Annotated in this window: 14 protein-coding genes; 13 read left to right on the forward strand and 1 reads right to left on the reverse strand. The window is 37.4% G+C overall.

The annotated features are described in order from the left end of the window. Positions 1 to 119 precede the first annotated feature (119 nt). The 12 genes from ACIGAM_RS11475 to ACIGAM_RS11530 all read left to right on the forward strand — a co-directional run bounded on the left by ACIGAM_RS11475 (position 120) and on the right by ACIGAM_RS11530 (position 13,173). Entirely contained in the window at positions 120 to 1,343 is a 1,224-nt protein-coding gene (locus tag ACIGAM_RS11475; RefSeq protein WP_396511573.1) for a glycoside hydrolase family 105 protein, read from the forward strand. 23 nt (positions 1,344 to 1,366) lie between these two features. Next, complete coding sequence (locus ACIGAM_RS11480; protein WP_396511574.1) at positions 1,367 to 2,374, forward strand: DUF4861 family protein; 1,008 nt, start codon at positions 1,367 to 1,369, stop codon at positions 2,372 to 2,374. A 174-nt stretch (positions 2,375 to 2,548) separates the two neighbouring features. Beyond that, positions 2,549 to 3,382 (forward strand): 5-dehydro-4-deoxy-D-glucuronate isomerase, encoded by an 834-nt coding sequence (gene kduI, locus ACIGAM_RS11485; protein ID WP_396511575.1) that lies wholly within the window; start codon positions 2,549 to 2,551, stop codon positions 3,380 to 3,382. 1 nt (position 3,383) lies between these two features. Next, a complete protein-coding gene (locus ACIGAM_RS11490) occupies positions 3,384 to 4,145 on the forward strand; it encodes an SDR family NAD(P)-dependent oxidoreductase (RefSeq protein WP_396511576.1) in 762 nt (253 codons plus the stop codon). 53 nt (positions 4,146 to 4,198) lie between these two features. Next, positions 4,199 to 5,626 (forward strand): glucuronate isomerase, encoded by a 1,428-nt coding sequence (uxaC, locus tag ACIGAM_RS11495; protein ID WP_396511577.1) that lies wholly within the window; start codon positions 4,199 to 4,201, stop codon positions 5,624 to 5,626. A 5-nt stretch (positions 5,627 to 5,631) separates the two neighbouring features. Continuing rightward, positions 5,632 to 6,639, forward strand: a complete 1,008-nt coding sequence (locus ACIGAM_RS11500) for a sugar kinase (protein ID WP_396511578.1) — start codon at positions 5,632 to 5,634, stop codon at positions 6,637 to 6,639. Between the two features lie 10 nt (positions 6,640 to 6,649). Then, the gene (locus tag ACIGAM_RS11505) at positions 6,650 to 7,321 is read left to right on the forward strand and encodes a bifunctional 4-hydroxy-2-oxoglutarate aldolase/2-dehydro-3-deoxy-phosphogluconate aldolase (RefSeq protein ID WP_396511579.1); all 672 of its coding nucleotides are present in this window, start codon (positions 6,650 to 6,652) and stop codon (positions 7,319 to 7,321) included. Continuing rightward, entirely contained in the window at positions 7,318 to 8,304 is a 987-nt protein-coding gene (locus ACIGAM_RS11510) for a TRAP transporter substrate-binding protein (protein WP_396511580.1), read from the forward strand. Before ACIGAM_RS11505 ends, ACIGAM_RS11510 begins: the two co-directional genes overlap by 4 nt. A 5-nt stretch (positions 8,305 to 8,309) precedes the next feature. Beyond that, positions 8,310 to 8,780, forward strand: a complete 471-nt coding sequence (locus ACIGAM_RS11515; RefSeq protein WP_396511581.1) for a TRAP transporter small permease — start codon at positions 8,310 to 8,312, stop codon at positions 8,778 to 8,780. Further along, positions 8,777 to 10,063, forward strand: coding sequence for a TRAP transporter large permease (locus tag ACIGAM_RS11520; RefSeq protein ID WP_396511582.1), 1,287 nt, complete (start codon positions 8,777 to 8,779; stop codon positions 10,061 to 10,063). Before ACIGAM_RS11515 ends, ACIGAM_RS11520 begins: the two co-directional genes overlap by 4 nt. A 26-nt stretch (positions 10,064 to 10,089) precedes the next feature. Then, on the forward strand, positions 10,090 to 11,529 hold the full coding sequence (locus ACIGAM_RS11525) for a tagaturonate reductase (protein ID WP_396511583.1): 1,440 nt from the start codon (positions 10,090 to 10,092) through the stop codon (positions 11,527 to 11,529). A gap of 27 nt (positions 11,530 to 11,556) precedes the next feature. Beyond that, a complete protein-coding gene (locus ACIGAM_RS11530) occupies positions 11,557 to 13,173 on the forward strand; it encodes a UxaA family hydrolase (protein WP_396511584.1) in 1,617 nt (538 codons plus the stop codon). Positions 13,174 to 13,206: 33 nt separating this feature from the next. On the opposite strand, the gene ACIGAM_RS11535 is transcribed toward ACIGAM_RS11530, so the two are convergent. Beyond that, positions 13,207 to 14,253: a LacI family DNA-binding transcriptional regulator gene (locus ACIGAM_RS11535; protein ID WP_396511585.1), complete on the reverse strand. Its 1,047-nt coding sequence runs from the start codon at positions 14,251 to 14,253 to the stop codon at positions 13,207 to 13,209. Positions 14,254 to 14,505: 252 nt separating this feature from the next. Between ACIGAM_RS11535 and ACIGAM_RS11540 the strand changes: the two genes are divergently transcribed. Continuing rightward, a complete protein-coding gene (locus tag ACIGAM_RS11540; RefSeq protein WP_396511586.1) occupies positions 14,506 to 15,960 on the forward strand; it encodes a glycoside hydrolase family 28 protein in 1,455 nt (484 codons plus the stop codon). Positions 15,961 to 15,976: the final 16 nt, after the last annotated feature.

A 15,976-nucleotide genomic window follows, 5' to 3' on the forward strand; every position in this document is an offset into this window, starting at 1 on the left:
CGCGCATTTTTTTGTTTATTTTATAATCTATGTTATGTTTGTGTAATCGATTGTATAATGGTGTTTTATCATTTCAATCGTTTTAGTGGGTTCTATAAATCTATTTTATTTTAGAAAATATGAAAATTCAGTTTATTAATTTTTTTGTGTTTGTACTGCTGCTGTCAGGCTTTACCTCGTGTAAGGATAATTCATCAAAACAAAAGGAAATAACGCAGGTAGAAGTTCAGGATACGTTAGCTCAGCAGTTATGGTCTGTGCAAATGGCAGAGTCTATTATGATGCGTAACCCAGAGGCTTATCAAATAGATGGCAGGGATGATGCTAAATGGGATTATGTACACGGTTTAGTCTTAAAAGGTTTTATAGATCTATATGAAGTATCAGGTAACGAGAAGTATTATGATTACGCAGAGCAGTATACAGACACTCTTATTAATAACGATGGTGCTATTGCAACTTATAAGTTAGAAGATTATAATATAGATATGATAAATGCTGGGAAGTTGTTGTTTCCTATCTATACAAAGTCTCAAAATGATAAATATTTAAAAGCGATGCAGCTTTTAATGAAACAATTGGCAGATCATCCTAAAACTTCTCAAGGTGGTTTCTGGCATAAAAAACGCTATCCTTCTCAAATGTGGTTAGATGGTCTTTATATGGGAGCACCTTTCTATGCAGAATATACGGCAACATTTGATGAGGGTAAGAGTCTTGATGACGTTGCACTACAATTTGAATTAATTCAAAAAAATGCATTAGATGCAGAAACCGGTTTACTGTATCACGGTTGGGATGAAAGTAAAGAGCAGAAGTGGGCTAATCCTGAAACCGGCGTTTCACCTCATTTTTGGTCTAGATCATTAGGCTGGTATGCAATGGCTTTAGTAGATGTGCTTGATTACTTTCCTGAAGAGCATCCTAAGCGTAAAGAACTCATTTCCTATTTAAATAATCTTGCCGAGGCAATAGTTGCCTTTCAGGATGAGAGTGGTTTATGGTATCAGGTAACTAATTTAGGTGATAAAGAAGGTAATTATCTTGAGGCTTCCGGTAGTGCAATGTTTGCATATTCATTTGCCAAAGGAGCTAATAAAGGATATTTAGATGCTAAATTTAAGGATGCTGCAAGCAAAGCATTTGATGGGTTAACAAACCAACTTATCGTGAGAGATAAAGATGGTACGATTACCCTAACTCAGGTTTGTGCAGTAGCCGGTCTTGGAGGTGATCCCTACCGGGACGGTTCTTTTGAGTATTACGTAAACGAGAGTAAGCAGGATAATGATCCTAAGGGTACAGGACCTTTCATAATGGCAGCATTACAATTAGAGCGTTAATAATTATTCAAATAAATAAGAATATGAAATCAAGATTTATAGTTGGGGCGTTTGCAGTTTTAGCATTCATAGCCTGTAAAGAAAATAAAGACGATAAAGCTGAAAATGAAATTAAAGAAGTTTCGGTAGAAAAGAAAGGAGAAACCTATGCCGAAATCTCTATAAAAGAAGGTGGAAGCTGGAATACGGAGACCAGAGAATATCTACAGGGAAGTTTTAAGAATGTTGACTTTCTGGAGGTACCAGCGGCCCATACAGATCATTCCTGGTACATACGTTATGAAGGTCCCGGTTGGGAAAATAAGCAAGTGGCATACCGTTTATATCTAGACTGGCGTAATGCTCTTGATATATTTGGGAAACGCGTAGACACCTTAGTGTTGCCATATGTTGGTCAGGACGGTTTTGACTCGTATCATGAAAATGCACCCTGGGGACAAGACATTTTAAAAGCCGGTAAATCTATGGGTATAGGTGGTTATGGACGTTTTACAGGAGATACGATAGCACATTTTAATACGGTAGAAAAAACAACTGCCAAAGTTGATAATTCAGATGAGGCCTCTTCAGTTACTATAAATTATACAGGTTGGAAAACAGGAGAGGTGATTACAGATCTTAAATCTGAAATAAGCATTTTTCCTGAAGATCGTTTCTTAAAAATAAGTTTAACTCCAGGCTCTGCAATCGAAGGATTAGCTACAGGTATTGTAAAGTTTGATGATATTGCGCGTATTGAGCAGACTAGTGAAAATGGTAAGTGGGCGTATATAGCAACCTATGGTAAACAAACACTTGCAGGAGTAGATGATCAATTAGGAATGGCATTATTTTATAAGACAGAGCAAGCTACAGTTGCAGAAGGGCCTCATGATCATTTAGTAGTGTTTAACCCTTCAGTAGCAACACAAACTTATTACATTATAGCAGCCTGGGATCAGGAAAAAGACGGTATAACCAATGAAGAAAGCTTTAAACTAGACTTAAAACTGAAACTTCAAAAGCTAGATGCAGAAGGTGTACTAGAATAATTGCCTACGATTTACCACACAGTACAGGATGAGCCCTAAAAAATCTAAACTTATTTTTAGAGCAGTTCAATAATTAAGTAAGAACGGTAATAAAACAGAAATGTATATTTTACATTTAAAAAAGGATTCGTAAATTACCGTCTTTAAGAAATTACAATATTTAAAATAATAACCATGACAAACTCAGAATTTAGATACGCACACCATCCGGAAGATGTGAAAAGATATACTACTCAAGAACTTAGAGCGCATTTCTTAATTCCGAATGTGTTTGTGAAAGATGAGATAAATCTAACCTATACGATGTATGACCGTTACATCGCGGGCGGTGCGTTCCCGGTAAGTAAAGCTTTAAAGTTAGAGCCTATAGATGATTTAAAGGCCGAAAATTTCTTAGATCGTCGGGAATTAGGAGTTATCAATGTAGGCGGTAAAGGTAAAATCACTGTTGATGGTACTGTTTATGAACTTTTAAATAAGGAAGCACTTTACATAGGTAAAGGAGTCAAAGAAGTGATTTTTGAAGCAACAGAAGAGCAGCCGTATTTCTATATAAATTCAGCTCCTGCACATCACGCGTATCCTACCAAGAAAGTAACTAAGAACGAAGCAGAAATTGTTGAATTAGGCGACACAAAATATTCTAATAAACGTACTATAAACAAGCTTCTTGTAAACAGCGTTGTAGATACTTGCCAACTACAAATGGGAATGACAGAGTTAGCTCCCGGAAATGTATGGAACACAATGCCGGCGCATACCCATACACGCAGAATGGAAGTGTATTTCTATTTTGATCTTGAAGAGGGGCAGACCATTAGCCACTTTATGGGGCAACCAGACGAAACCCGTCATATATTTATGAAAAACCACCAGGCAGTAATATCACCAGAATGGTCTATTCATTCAGGTGCAGGGACTTCTAACTATACCTTTATTTGGGGAATGGCAGGTGAGAATATGGATTATGGAGATATGGATGGCGTTTCACCAGAAGATTTAAAATAACATGAGTTTATTCAGTTTAGAAGGTAAAACAGCTTTAGTTACAGGCTGTAAAAGAGGAATAGGTTTCGCAATGGCGGAAGCTCTTGCAGAAGCGGGAGCAGATATTTTGGGAGTTTCGGCTTCTTTAGAGACCTCAGGTTCTGCAATAGAAAAAGCAGTTTTAAAAACCGGCAGAAAATTTACTGGCTACCAATGTGATTTTTCAGATCGTAAATCACTCTATGCTTTTATAGAAAAAGTAAAAGCAGAAAATCCAACAATAGATATTTTAGTGAATAATGCAGGTACCATTTTGCGCGCTCCTGCAGCAGAACACAGCGATGAATACTGGGATAAAGTAATTGAAGTAAATCAAAATGCACAGTTTATTTTAAGTAGGGAGATGGGCAAAGAAATGATAAAAAGAGGTAGTGGTAAGGTGATTTTTACCGCTTCGCTTTTAACATTTCAAGGCGGAATTACGGTTCCAGGCTATGCAGCTTCAAAAGGTGCTATAGGTCAACTTACAATGGCGTTGTCTAATGAGTGGGCAGGTAAGGGAGTTCAGGTAAATGCAATCGCTCCGGGATATATCGCAACAGATAATACAGAAGCATTGCGCGACGATCCTGAGCGTAGTTCTTCAATTTTAGGAAGAATTCCTGCTGGCAGATGGGGACAGCCAGATGATTTTAAAGGCCCTATAATATTTTTAGCTTCAAAAGCCAGCGATTATATGAGTGGTCATGTGATGACTGTAGACGGTGGCTGGATGGGTAGATAATTTTTTATTCCATAGATAAAATCTCTTTTTTAGATCGTAATACGTTAATACAAATGAGTTCAACTAAGACGTCAAGTCACGTAAATAGCACGTTTATCACAGATAATTTTTTACTGCAAAACAAATTTGCAGAAGATTTGTATCATTATTATGCTGCTTCACAGCCTATAATAGATTATCACAATCATTTGCCACCTGCAGAGATTCTTGCAGACCATCAGTTTGAAAATCTTACTCAGGTTTGGTTAAAAGGAGATCATTATAAATGGCGTGCAATGCGTGCGTTAGGTATAGATGAACGTTTTATTACCGGTGATGCTACAGATGAAGAGAAGTTTTTAGCCTGGGCAAAAACGGTTCCGCATACCCTGCGTAATCCATTATATCACTGGACGCATTTAGAATTAAAACGCTATTTTGATATTGATGAATTGCTAAATGAAGAAACCGGACCGGCTATTTATAAAGAGGTAAACCGAAAGCTTCAAACTCCTGAGTATAGCGTACACGGGCTGCTTAAAAAAATGAATGTAGAGACCGTTTGTACAACAGAAGACCCTCTAGATTCACTCGAATTTCACAAAGCTTTTGATGCTAAAAAAGCGGGACTCAAAATGAGTACCGCATTTAGACCAGATAAAGCAATCTTAGTAGAAGCTGATACTTACAATGCATACCTTGATGATTTAGCAGACGTTTCGGGGGTTCCTATTGATGCTTATGAAGATTTAAAAGAAGCATTACGTAAGCGTATCGAATATTTTAATGAAAACGGATGCACGCTTTGTGATCACGGTTTAAATTATGTTTCCTGGGAGCCGGCATCAGAAGAAGAGGTTAAGCAACTATTTAAAAAACGAAGAGGCGGTGCTCAATTAACACATCTCGAAGCAGAACAATTTAAAACCGCAATTCTGGTATTTTTAGGAGAAGCGTATCACGAATTTGGGTGGGTACAGCAGTTTCATCTAGGTGCATTACGTAACAATAATAAGCGCATGCTTAGTCAGTTAGGCCCGGATACCGGCTGGGATTCTATAGGAGATTATAAGCAGGCAGAAGGTTTATCAAACTTTTTAAATGCACTTGATAGTAAAGACAAATTAGCAAAGACAATCATCTACAACCTTAATCCTGCAGACAATGAGATTTTTGCAACGATGATAGGTAACTTTAATGATGGTAGTGTACGAGGCAAAGTCCAATGGGGATCTGGCTGGTGGTTTTTAGACCAGAAAGACGGTATGGAAAAACAATTGAATGCGCTTTCAAATATGGGCCTGGTAAGTTGTTTTATAGGTATGCTTACAGATAGTAGAAGCTTTTTGTCGTTTCCGCGTCACGAATATTTTAGACGTATACTTTGTAATTTATTAGGTAAAGAAATGGCAGCGGGAGAAATCCCAAAAGATATGAATCTAGTCGGTGAAATGGTGGCTAATATAAGTTATCACAATGCTAAAAATTATTTCAACTTTTAAAGTTAATGGCTGAAACAAAAAACATAGTAACCTTTGGTGAAGTGTTGATGCGTCTTTCTCCTGCAGAGAATCGTAAACTAATGCAGGCAACTTCTTTAGACTTTTTCTTTGGAGGTACAGAGATGAATGTAGGTGCTTCATTATCATATTTAGGCGAATCTGTAAAGCATATCACAGCAGTTTCTAACGACCTCGTAGGTGATGCAGCCATTGCGAGTATGCGTCAATACGGCCTCGATGTTTCTTCAGTGCAAAAGGTAAATCATCCTATAGGACAATATTTGCTTGAAGTAGGCTCGGGAATGCGCAGCAGCCAGATTGCTTATAACAGACTCAACGGCTCCTTTGCTAATATTCAGGAAATAGATTGGGATATTCAATTTGAAGATGCAGATTTCTTCCACTGGACCGGGATTTCTCCCGCAATTTCAGAAGGAGCATATCAAACTTTGAAGGCCGCTTTAGTTTCCGCGAATGCGAAAGGATTACAAATTACCGCAGATCCTGCATACCGAAGTAATTTATGGCAATATGGCCGTAATGGTCAGGAAGTTTTAAAAGAACTGGTAAGCTTATCTACAATTTTTATTGGGGGTGTAAATGAGATTAATGAGATTTTAGGAAGTTCATTTAAACAAGATAAAGAAGGTTTTATTGAAGCCAGTAAATACCTATTGAATGCCTGCCCCAATATCACACAGGTTTTTGATAAAATACGTACCGGTTTAAGCGCCTCGTGGCAAAAAATTTACGGGAGAGCCTGGGTTAATAACACCTACTTAGAAACGTCTGAATTAGAAATTACGCAGGTAGTAGATCGTATAGGTACCGGTGATGCTTATGCAGCAGGGCTTATTTATGGTTTAAGACATTTTGATGCCGAGAAAGCGCTTGATTTTGCAAATGCTGCCTGTGCTTTAAAGCATACCATTTTAGGAGATGTAAACCTTGTTTCGGTAGCAGAAATCACAGAAGTGATGCACGGAAATACAGGAGGAAGAATTAAAAGATAATACACAAATAATGGCAAGATATACGCGAATAGAAGCGGTTACCCGAATGCACGAAAACGGAATTGTTCCGGTTTTTTATCATCAGGATATTGAAGTTTGTAAACAGATTTTAAAAGCCTGTTACGATGGGGGATCTCGTGTTTTTGAGTTCACAAATAGAGGGGATTATGCACACGAGGTTTTTGGCGAATTAAATAAATATGCTAAAGCCAATCTTGATGGAATGATCTTAGGTGTTGGGTCTGTTTTAGATGCCGGTACAACCTCATTATACCTACAGTTAGGAGCAGATTTTATAGTTTCTCCTATTGTAAATGCAGAAATGGCAAAGGCTTGCAACCGCAGAAAAGTGGGGTGGATGCCCGGCTGTGGTTCGGTTACTGAAATCTCGTATGCTGAAGAATTAGGTGCAGAGGTAGTCAAGATTTTTCCGGGTCAGCAAGTGGGTGGACCAGATTTTGTAAAAGCGGTTAAGGGTCCGTTGCCCTGGGCGAGTATAATGCCTACAGGTGGTGTAAGCCCTACCGAAGAGAATTTAAAGTCCTGGTTTAATGCTGGTGTTCACTGTGTGGGAATTGGCTCAAAACTTTTTATTAAGAATGCTGAAGGTGCATTTGATTACACCGCAATAACAGCAAAAATTGAGGAAGCTCTTGATCTGGTTAAAAAAATTAGATCATGAAAATTTACTCAAAATATATAGTATTCTTCCTAAGTACAGTATTACTTTTAAGCAGTTTTAGTTGTGCCGAAATAAGTGATACGCGGGTTATTAAACTTGCTCACGGCTTAGATGTTACACATCCCGTTCATAAAGCAATGGTCTTTATGGGAGAACGTCTTGAAGAAAAATCTGGAGGTAAATTATCTCTTGATATTTATCCCAGTCAACAATTAGGTTCAGAACGCGAGTGCCTAGAACTTTTGCAGATAGGAAGTCTGGGCATGACGAAAGTTTCAACTGGGGTTTTAGAAAATTTTGCACCTCAATTAAAAGTCTTTGGACTTCCATTTTTATTTAGAGATGCAGACCACCGTTTTGCGGTTTTAGAAGGTCCTATAGGCGAAGAATTATTAAATGCAAGTGTTCCGCAACGACTTAAAGGCTTAACATTTTATGATGCCGGTAGTAGAAGTTTTTATACAAAAGAGCCTGTAGAGCATCCTGAAGATTTAAAAGGATTAAAGTTGCGTGTGATGGAAAGCCAGACCGCAATGAATATGGTTAAAAGTTTGGGAGGTTCTCCTACTCCAATCGCCTGGGGAGAGTTATATACAGCACTGCAACAGGGAGTCGTAGATGGTGCAGAAAACAATTTACCTAGTTTTTATCTATCTCATCACTACGAGGTTTGTAAATACTTTATCGTTGATGAGCATACTGCTTTACCAGACGAATTATTAATAAGTACGGTAATCTGGAATAAGCTTTCTGAACAAGAACAAAAGTGGGTAAAAGAAGCCGCGATGGAGTCTCTAGAATATGAGAAAAAAATCTGGCACGAAGCCGAAATGGAAGCGCTAAGTGAAATTCAAAAAGCGGGGGTTAAAATTATTAGACCAGAGAAAGAACCGTTTAGAGAATTAGTGCAACCTATGTACGCTGAATTTGAACAGAATCCCGAGATGAAAAAATTAATCGAAGCCATTCAAGCGGTAAAGTAAGTAGTATGAAAAAAACATTAGATAAAATATTAGGTTCGATTTTGGTTTTTTTGATGGCCTCAATCGTTATAGCAGTTCTTTGGCAAGTATTCTCTAGATATGTATTGCAATCTGCAAGTTCGTTTACCGAAGAGATTGCACGATATCTTTTAATATGGATAGGTATTCTGGGAGCTGCTTATGCTTCAGGACAGCAAGAGCATCTGGCAATTAATATTCTTCCGCCTAAATTAAATCCTGAAAACCGCATAAAGCTGCGTATCGGCATTAATATTTTGATTATGCTCTTTGCATTTTTTGCATTAATCATAGGCGGAGGTAATTTAGTATATGTTAATTACGAGCTGGGACAATATTCTGCTGCTTTAGGTTTGCCTTTAGGAGTTGTGTATATGGTTCTACCCATTAGCGGAATATTAGTAATTATTTATAAATCTATAGAATTAGCCAACCCTAAAAAATACTTGTTGTCATGATTGAAATTTTAATCCTTGTACTTGTATTTTTTATACTTCTGGCAATAGGAGTTCCGGTGGCATGGTCTATCGGGATCTCGTGTTTACTTACCATAATGGTTTCTATAGATTCATTAGCCAGCTTTACAACCATTGCGCAGCGTATGGCAACTGGTCTCGATAGTTTTTCACTCCTCGCTATACCGCTGTTTGTACTGGCGGGACAAATAATGAATCAGGGTGGTATCGCCCTACGGCTTATAAATTTTGCCAAGGCTTTAATGGGGGCCCTGCCAGGAGGTCTTATCTATGTCAATGTTATTGCTGCGATGCTTTTTGGAGCAATATCAGGTTCTGCAGTAGCTGCAACCTCTGCAATAGGGGGTATTTTAGGACCATTTATGGAAAAAGAGAACTACTCAAAAGAATTTGGTGCAGCAATAAACATCACGGCATCTACTACAGGATTAGTGATACCGCCTTCTAATGTACTTATTGTTTATTCTTTGGCGAGTGGTGGTGTTTCTATTGCGTCCTTGTTTCTAGCTGGTTATATTCCTGGTATTTTAATGGGATTGTCACTTATGTTAGTCGCTGCATTTTGGATTAAGAAAAAAGGATATCCTGCGGGAGAGCGTAGTAGTATGGGTGTTGTTTTGCGCACTTTTTTTGATGCGTTACCTAGTTTATTTTTATTGGTTGTAGTTATTGGCGGGATCGTTACCGGTGTTTTTACCGCTACCGAAGCTTCAGGTATTGCCGTATTATACACCTTAGTTTTATCATTCGCCTATCGCGAATTAAAAATATCAAGTTTAAAAAGTATCTTTTTAAGTTCGGTAGGTACAACGGCGATTGTGATGTTACTAATTGCGACTTCTATGAGTATGTCGTGGGTGATGTCTTTTGAAAATATACCGCAGAACGTAAGCGCAGCTTTATTAGCACTAAGCGATAATAAATTTGTAATACTTATCATTATTAATGTCTTATTACTTTTTGTAGGTACGTTTATGGATATGACTCCGGCTGTTTTAATTTTTACACCTATTTTCTTACCTGTGGTAACAAGTATGGGCGTAGATCCTGTGCAGTTTGGTATTATGATGGTAATGAATTTGTGTGTAGGATTATGTACACCACCGGTGGGAGCCGTTCTTTTTATTGGAGTAGGGGTAGCAAAAACATCAATTCAAAAAATCATGAAACCGCTTTTACCGCTTTATGCAGTAATGGCTATCGTTTTACTTTTAGTAACCTTTATACCGGCAATCAGTCTTTGGTTACCTTCTTTATTTGAATAATTTAAATCCCTAACGTAAACAACCCGATGAAAAATTTAACCAGACAAAACTCAGGATATACTCAAAAACTACCCATAAAGGTTATTCAATATGGCGAAGGTAATTTCTTGAGAGCTTTTGTAGATTATATTATAGATAAACTCAACAAAGAAGCGCAGTTTAATGCAGGTGTTGCTATAATACAGCCACTCGCAGGAGGACTAATACAAATGCTTAATGAGCAGGATGGTCTCTATAATCTGTTTTTAAAAGGAATTAAAAATGGTAGTGAGACCGAAGAAATTCATACCATTTCGTGTATTCAAAAAGGGATTAATCCATATGAAGATTATGCGGCTTATTTAGCATTGGCTGAAGAAGAAGCGTTAGAATTTTTGATTTCTAATACTACAGAGGCAGGTATAAGTTATGATGATCAGGATACGTTGGAAGGTGTTCCGCATAATAGTTTTCCTGCAAAAGTGGCTGCATTGCTTTATAAACGCTTTAAGCATTTTAAGGGAGCTGCAGATAAAGGTCTGACCATTATTCCGTGTGAATTAATAAACCACAATGCAGATACGCTCAAGAAAATAATTTTGCAGTATGCAGACTTATGGGAACTTAGTGATGATTTTAAATCCTGGATTGAAATATACAACAGTTTTCACAATACATTAGTAGATCGTATCGTACCCGGCTATCCTAAAGACGATATAGAATTATATCAAAGTCAGCTAGAATTTAAAGATAATTTGATTGTTTCTGCAGAGACTTTTTTACTGTGGGTTATTGAAGGTGGAGCAGCTCTAAAGGCTAAAATTCCCTTTGATAAAATAGATGAGAATATTCTCGTCGTTGATGATATGCAGCCGTATAGAACGCGTAAAGTACGTATTTTAAATGGTGCACATACTACTATGGTCCCTTTTTCTATTTTGTATGGTAACGATACGGTAAAAGAAACGATAGACAATTCTTTTACAGGAACCTTTGTACGTGATGCAGTATTCAATGAGATTAATCACACATTAGATTTACCTGACGAAGAACTTAAGACGTTTGCAGATGCAGTATTTGATCGATTCAGAAATCCGTTTATAAAGCATCAACTTTCGAGTATAGCACTTAATACTGTTTCTAAATTTAAGGTTCGTGTTTTACCAAGTTTATTAGCTTATCACGAAAAATACAATCGATTACCTATAAATCTTACCTTTGCACTAGCGTGTTTAATTCGGTTTTATAAAGGCAGCTATAAGGAGCAGTCTTTACCTGTACAGGATGATGCTGAAGTGGTTGCTGTATTTAATCAATTATGGGTGACTCATGATTATAAACTTATTGCACATGAAGTTCTGAGTAATACAGCATTTTGGGATCAGGATTTAACTAAAGTCGATAATTTTGAAGATCAAATCTCAAAAGCATTAGATCTAATTGATACACACGGTATAGAAGAAGGATACAATAAATTTAAGGGTTAAAATTGGCTTTTTTAATATAGAATAAAAATGATAAGTAAGCTTATAAAAGTACATCCTCAGGATAATGTAGCCGTAGCACTTGTAGATTTATATACGGGAGATAGCTTACAATTTGAGGGAAAAACACTTTTGGTATTAGACGACTGTAAAGCGAAGCATAAAATTTCGTTAGTTGATCTCGCTCCAGGAGATTCGATTTATATGTACGGTGTTTTAGTGGGTAAGGCTTTAAGTCAGATACCAGTGGGCGGAGTACTTACTACTCAAAATGTAAAACATGAGGCAAATTCGGTATCTCAAAAAACAGAAACTACTTCGTGGACAGCTCCAGATATCACCAAATGGAAAGACCGAACCTTTATGGGATACCATCGAGAAGACGGGCAGGTAGGGACCGCAAATGTATGGCTGTTTTTTCCATTGGTATTTTGTGAAAACCGAAATATCGAATTATTAAAAGATGTTTTTGAAAAAGAACTTTCATTTCATAAAGCTAGCCGTCAACGCCAATTATTGCGCAACCTAATTCAAGGTGTACCTGAAGATACCGCGGTAGTAGAAATTGAAGAAGAGCAAGCTATTTTTGATAATATTGAGGTGAAATTTATAACCCATCAGGGTGGTTGTGGGGGTATTCGACAGGATGCTGTCGCACTTTCAAAATTACTGGCAGGTTATGTGAATAATCCTAATGTTGCCGGGGCAACTGTATTGAGTTTGGGTTGTCAAAATCTGCAAATAGACATCTTTAAAAATGCTCTTGCAGGTATAACTTCAGATGTAAAAAAGCCTGTTTTAATTTATGAGCAGCAAGCTGAAGGAACCGTTGATGCGATGCTTGCCAGGATAATTAAAGATTCTTTTGAAGGTATTAAAAAGGCTAATGGCATACAGCGCAAGCCTGCGTCTATTGCCAAGTTAAAAATGGGATTAGAATGTGGTGGTTCTGATGGGTTTTCCGGTATATCAGCTAATCCTGCATTAGGATATGCTTCAGATTTACTGGCAGCAGTAGGAGGCTCTCCTATACTTTCAGAATTTCCTGAATTATGTGGCGTAGAGCAAGAACTGGTTAATCGTTGCGTTAACGACGAAGATGCATCCCGTTTTATGCAACTGATGAAAGCTTATGAAAAATCTGCTATCGATGCAGGTTCTGGCTTTGATATGAATCCGTCACCAGGGAACATTAAAGATGGTTTAATTACAGATGCGATGAAATCTGCAGGTGCAGCAAAAAAAGGTGGCACATCACCTATACAGGCTATATTAGATTACGGCGAATACGTAACTAAACCGGGATTAAACCTGTTATGCACACCAGGAAATGATGTAGAAAGCACAACGGCTATGGTAGGTTCTGGAGCTACAGTTGTGGTATTTACAACCGGGTTAGGAACACCTACAGGAAACCCAATTGCTCCGGTTTTAAAAGTAGCCTCAAACAGTACACTAGCCAGACGTATGCCAGATATTATAGATATAGATAGCGGTGGGGTTATACGTGGCGAAAAAACCATTGAGGAGATGGGAGAAGAAATTCTAGAATACGTAATACAGGTTGCAAGTGGTGCAATTGAATCTAAAGCAGATATTCTGGGGCAAGACGATTTTATTCCGTGGAAAAGGGGCGTCTCCTTATAATTTAAAAAATAGCGTTAATAACTATTAAGGGAGTTACAGATTTACTGCAACTCCCTTTTTTAATGAAGTCTCACGTTCATAAAGTTCTGGCATCAAAACCACCTTTTTCTCAACTTTAAGGCTTTTAGATTGTTCATTTATTTGTTCTAGAAAAACCTGTGCAGCAATTTGGCCCATCAGCATAGGAGTTTGACCAACACTGGTTAACGGGCACTCCAGATATTTTGTAAAGGGTTCATTACTAAAACCTACCACGCCTACCTCTTCGGGTATTTTTATTCCGCGGCTGCGTAGTTCTCGTAATCCACCCAGAGCTACATAATCGCTGGCCGAAAAGAAAGCATCAAATTTAATATTCTTATCAAGAAGCTCTTTTACAGCATCAATACCCGCTTCAACAGTACTGCTTACCTCTAAAATTAGATTTTCGTTTATAGCCATATTGTAGGCCTTCAAGGCTGCGATATAACCGTCATAACGGTGTTTGTAGATTTCGAGTTTAGGATCACCACCTATGTGTACTATATTCTTATATCCTTGTTGAATTAAATGCTCTGTCGCCATAAAAGCACCTTCAAAATCATTTATGGTGACCGAACTAACACCTTTAATATCTTTTTTACGGTCAAAGAAAATTAGTGGTACACCATCGTCCTGTATTTCCTGAATATGTGATAAATCTTCTGTTGTCTTAGAAACCGAAATAAAAATACCGTCTATATGAGTGTTAAGCAGTGTTTTAATCTGGCGGGCTTCATTTGCCACATCTTCGTGTGACTGGCAAATGATGACGTGATATCCTTTAGGGGTCAACTCTTCTTCAATACCACGTATCACTGAAGCAAAAAAAGTGTGGTTAATATAGGGTACTACCACACCTACGTTAAATGTACGACCACTTTTGAGTGCGAGAGCTAAAGTATTTTGCTGGTAATTTAATTCTTTTGCCATTTTCAAGACCAGTTCTTTGGTCTTGGGACTTACCCGGTTACTATCATTTAATGCTCGGGAAACAGTCGCTGCACTGATATTTAATTTTTTTGAAATATCATAAATGGTAATCTTTTCTTTTTGGCGCATGTTTTAGGGTATGTAATCGTTTTCAATTTAAAATAATTTTTCAATTCTATACACAAATGATAGTTTTTGTAGCAATTTTTTCACTCTTCAACTTCTATTATTGACTTATTGAAACAAATTATTGAGAAAAAATGATTTTTTAATAAATCTTTAGTTATTTAATTTGCATAATCATATTTAATAATTACTTTTATGCAATCGATTGTATTATAATTGCAATTGTGAACTTTTATTATCACGAAATTATATTCTATGTTTAATTTAAAAAGAAATCGATTGCGTAAAATGCCGGCGACGATTTTTCTGATAGTTTTAGGAGCTTTTACAAATTGTAAAAATCAATCTCAAACGGGGGGAATTCAAGAAGCCGTTGTAGAAGTAGACCCCTGGGATGAAGCAGACCGCATAATACAAAAAATAGGAACACTAGAATTCCCAGATGCACAATTCTTGATTACAGATTATGGAGCTGTGGCTGACGGTAAAACTCTAAACACGCAGGCTTTTAAAAATGCTATTGAAAAGTGTAATGCTTCGGGCGGAGGTCACGTTATTGTACCTGCGGGTGCCTATTTAACAGGACCTATTCATTTAAAAAGTAATGTAGACTTACATCTTGAGAAAGGTGCAGAAGTATTATTTACAACAGATCATCAAGCGTATTTACCGGCGGTACACACTTCATATGAAGGTATGGAAATTATGAATTACTCTCCCTTGATTTATGCCAAAGGACAGAAAAATATTGCGGTAACAGGTAGTGGTACATTTAATGGGCAGGCTAGTAATGACAACTGGTGGCCGTGGTCTGGTGCAGAACGTTATGGTCATCAAGAAGGTACTCCTCAACAAAAAGATGAGCACAATTTGCCTACGCTGTTTAAAATGGTAGAAGATGGTGTTGCTGTTGAAAATCGAATTTTTGGAGCAAAACATCAATTGCGTCCTTTGTTTTTTCAAACTTTAGAATGCGAGAATATTTTAATTCAGGGGGTGACATTTACTAATGCACCTTTTTGGGTTATTCATCCTTTAAAATCAAAATACATAACAGTTGATGGGGTTACCGTAAATAGCCACGGTCCTAATAACGATGGTTGTGACCCTGAATATTCGAGTTATGTGCACATTACCAATTGCAAATTTAATACTGGTGATGACTGTATTGCTATTAAATCTGGTCGTAATGCAGACGGTCGCCGTGTGAATATACCCAGTGAAAACATTGTTGTAGAAAATTGCGAAATGAAAGATGGTCACGGTGGTGTGGTAATGGGAAGTGAGATTTCGGCTGGTGTGCGCAATGTTTTTGTGCGCAATTGTGTAATGAATAGTCCTAATCTAGACAGGGCAATTCGTATCAAAACAAATACACTTCGAGGCGGCTTTGTAGAAAATCTTTATGTAAAAGATATTGAGATAGGACAGGTTAAAGAAGCTGTACTTAAAATCAATTTATACTACGGGATTTATGGAGTTCAGGAAGGCGAATTTATACCCACTATAAACAACATTAATCTTGAAAATATCACTGTAGAAAATGGGGGTGAGTACGGAATCTTAATTAAAGGTAGACCCGAAAAACTAGTCTCAGGTATCACCTTAAAAAATGTGACCATTAATGGTGCACAAGAGTCCACATCTATTGAGAATTGCGAACCTATAACATATATCAATACCAAAATAAATAATACTCTTATGAAATAAACCAGACTGCTTATTT

The organism is Leeuwenhoekiella sp. NPDC079379 (assembly GCF_044542075.1).
Taxonomy (GTDB): Bacteria; Bacteroidota; Bacteroidia; order Flavobacteriales; family Flavobacteriaceae; genus Leeuwenhoekiella.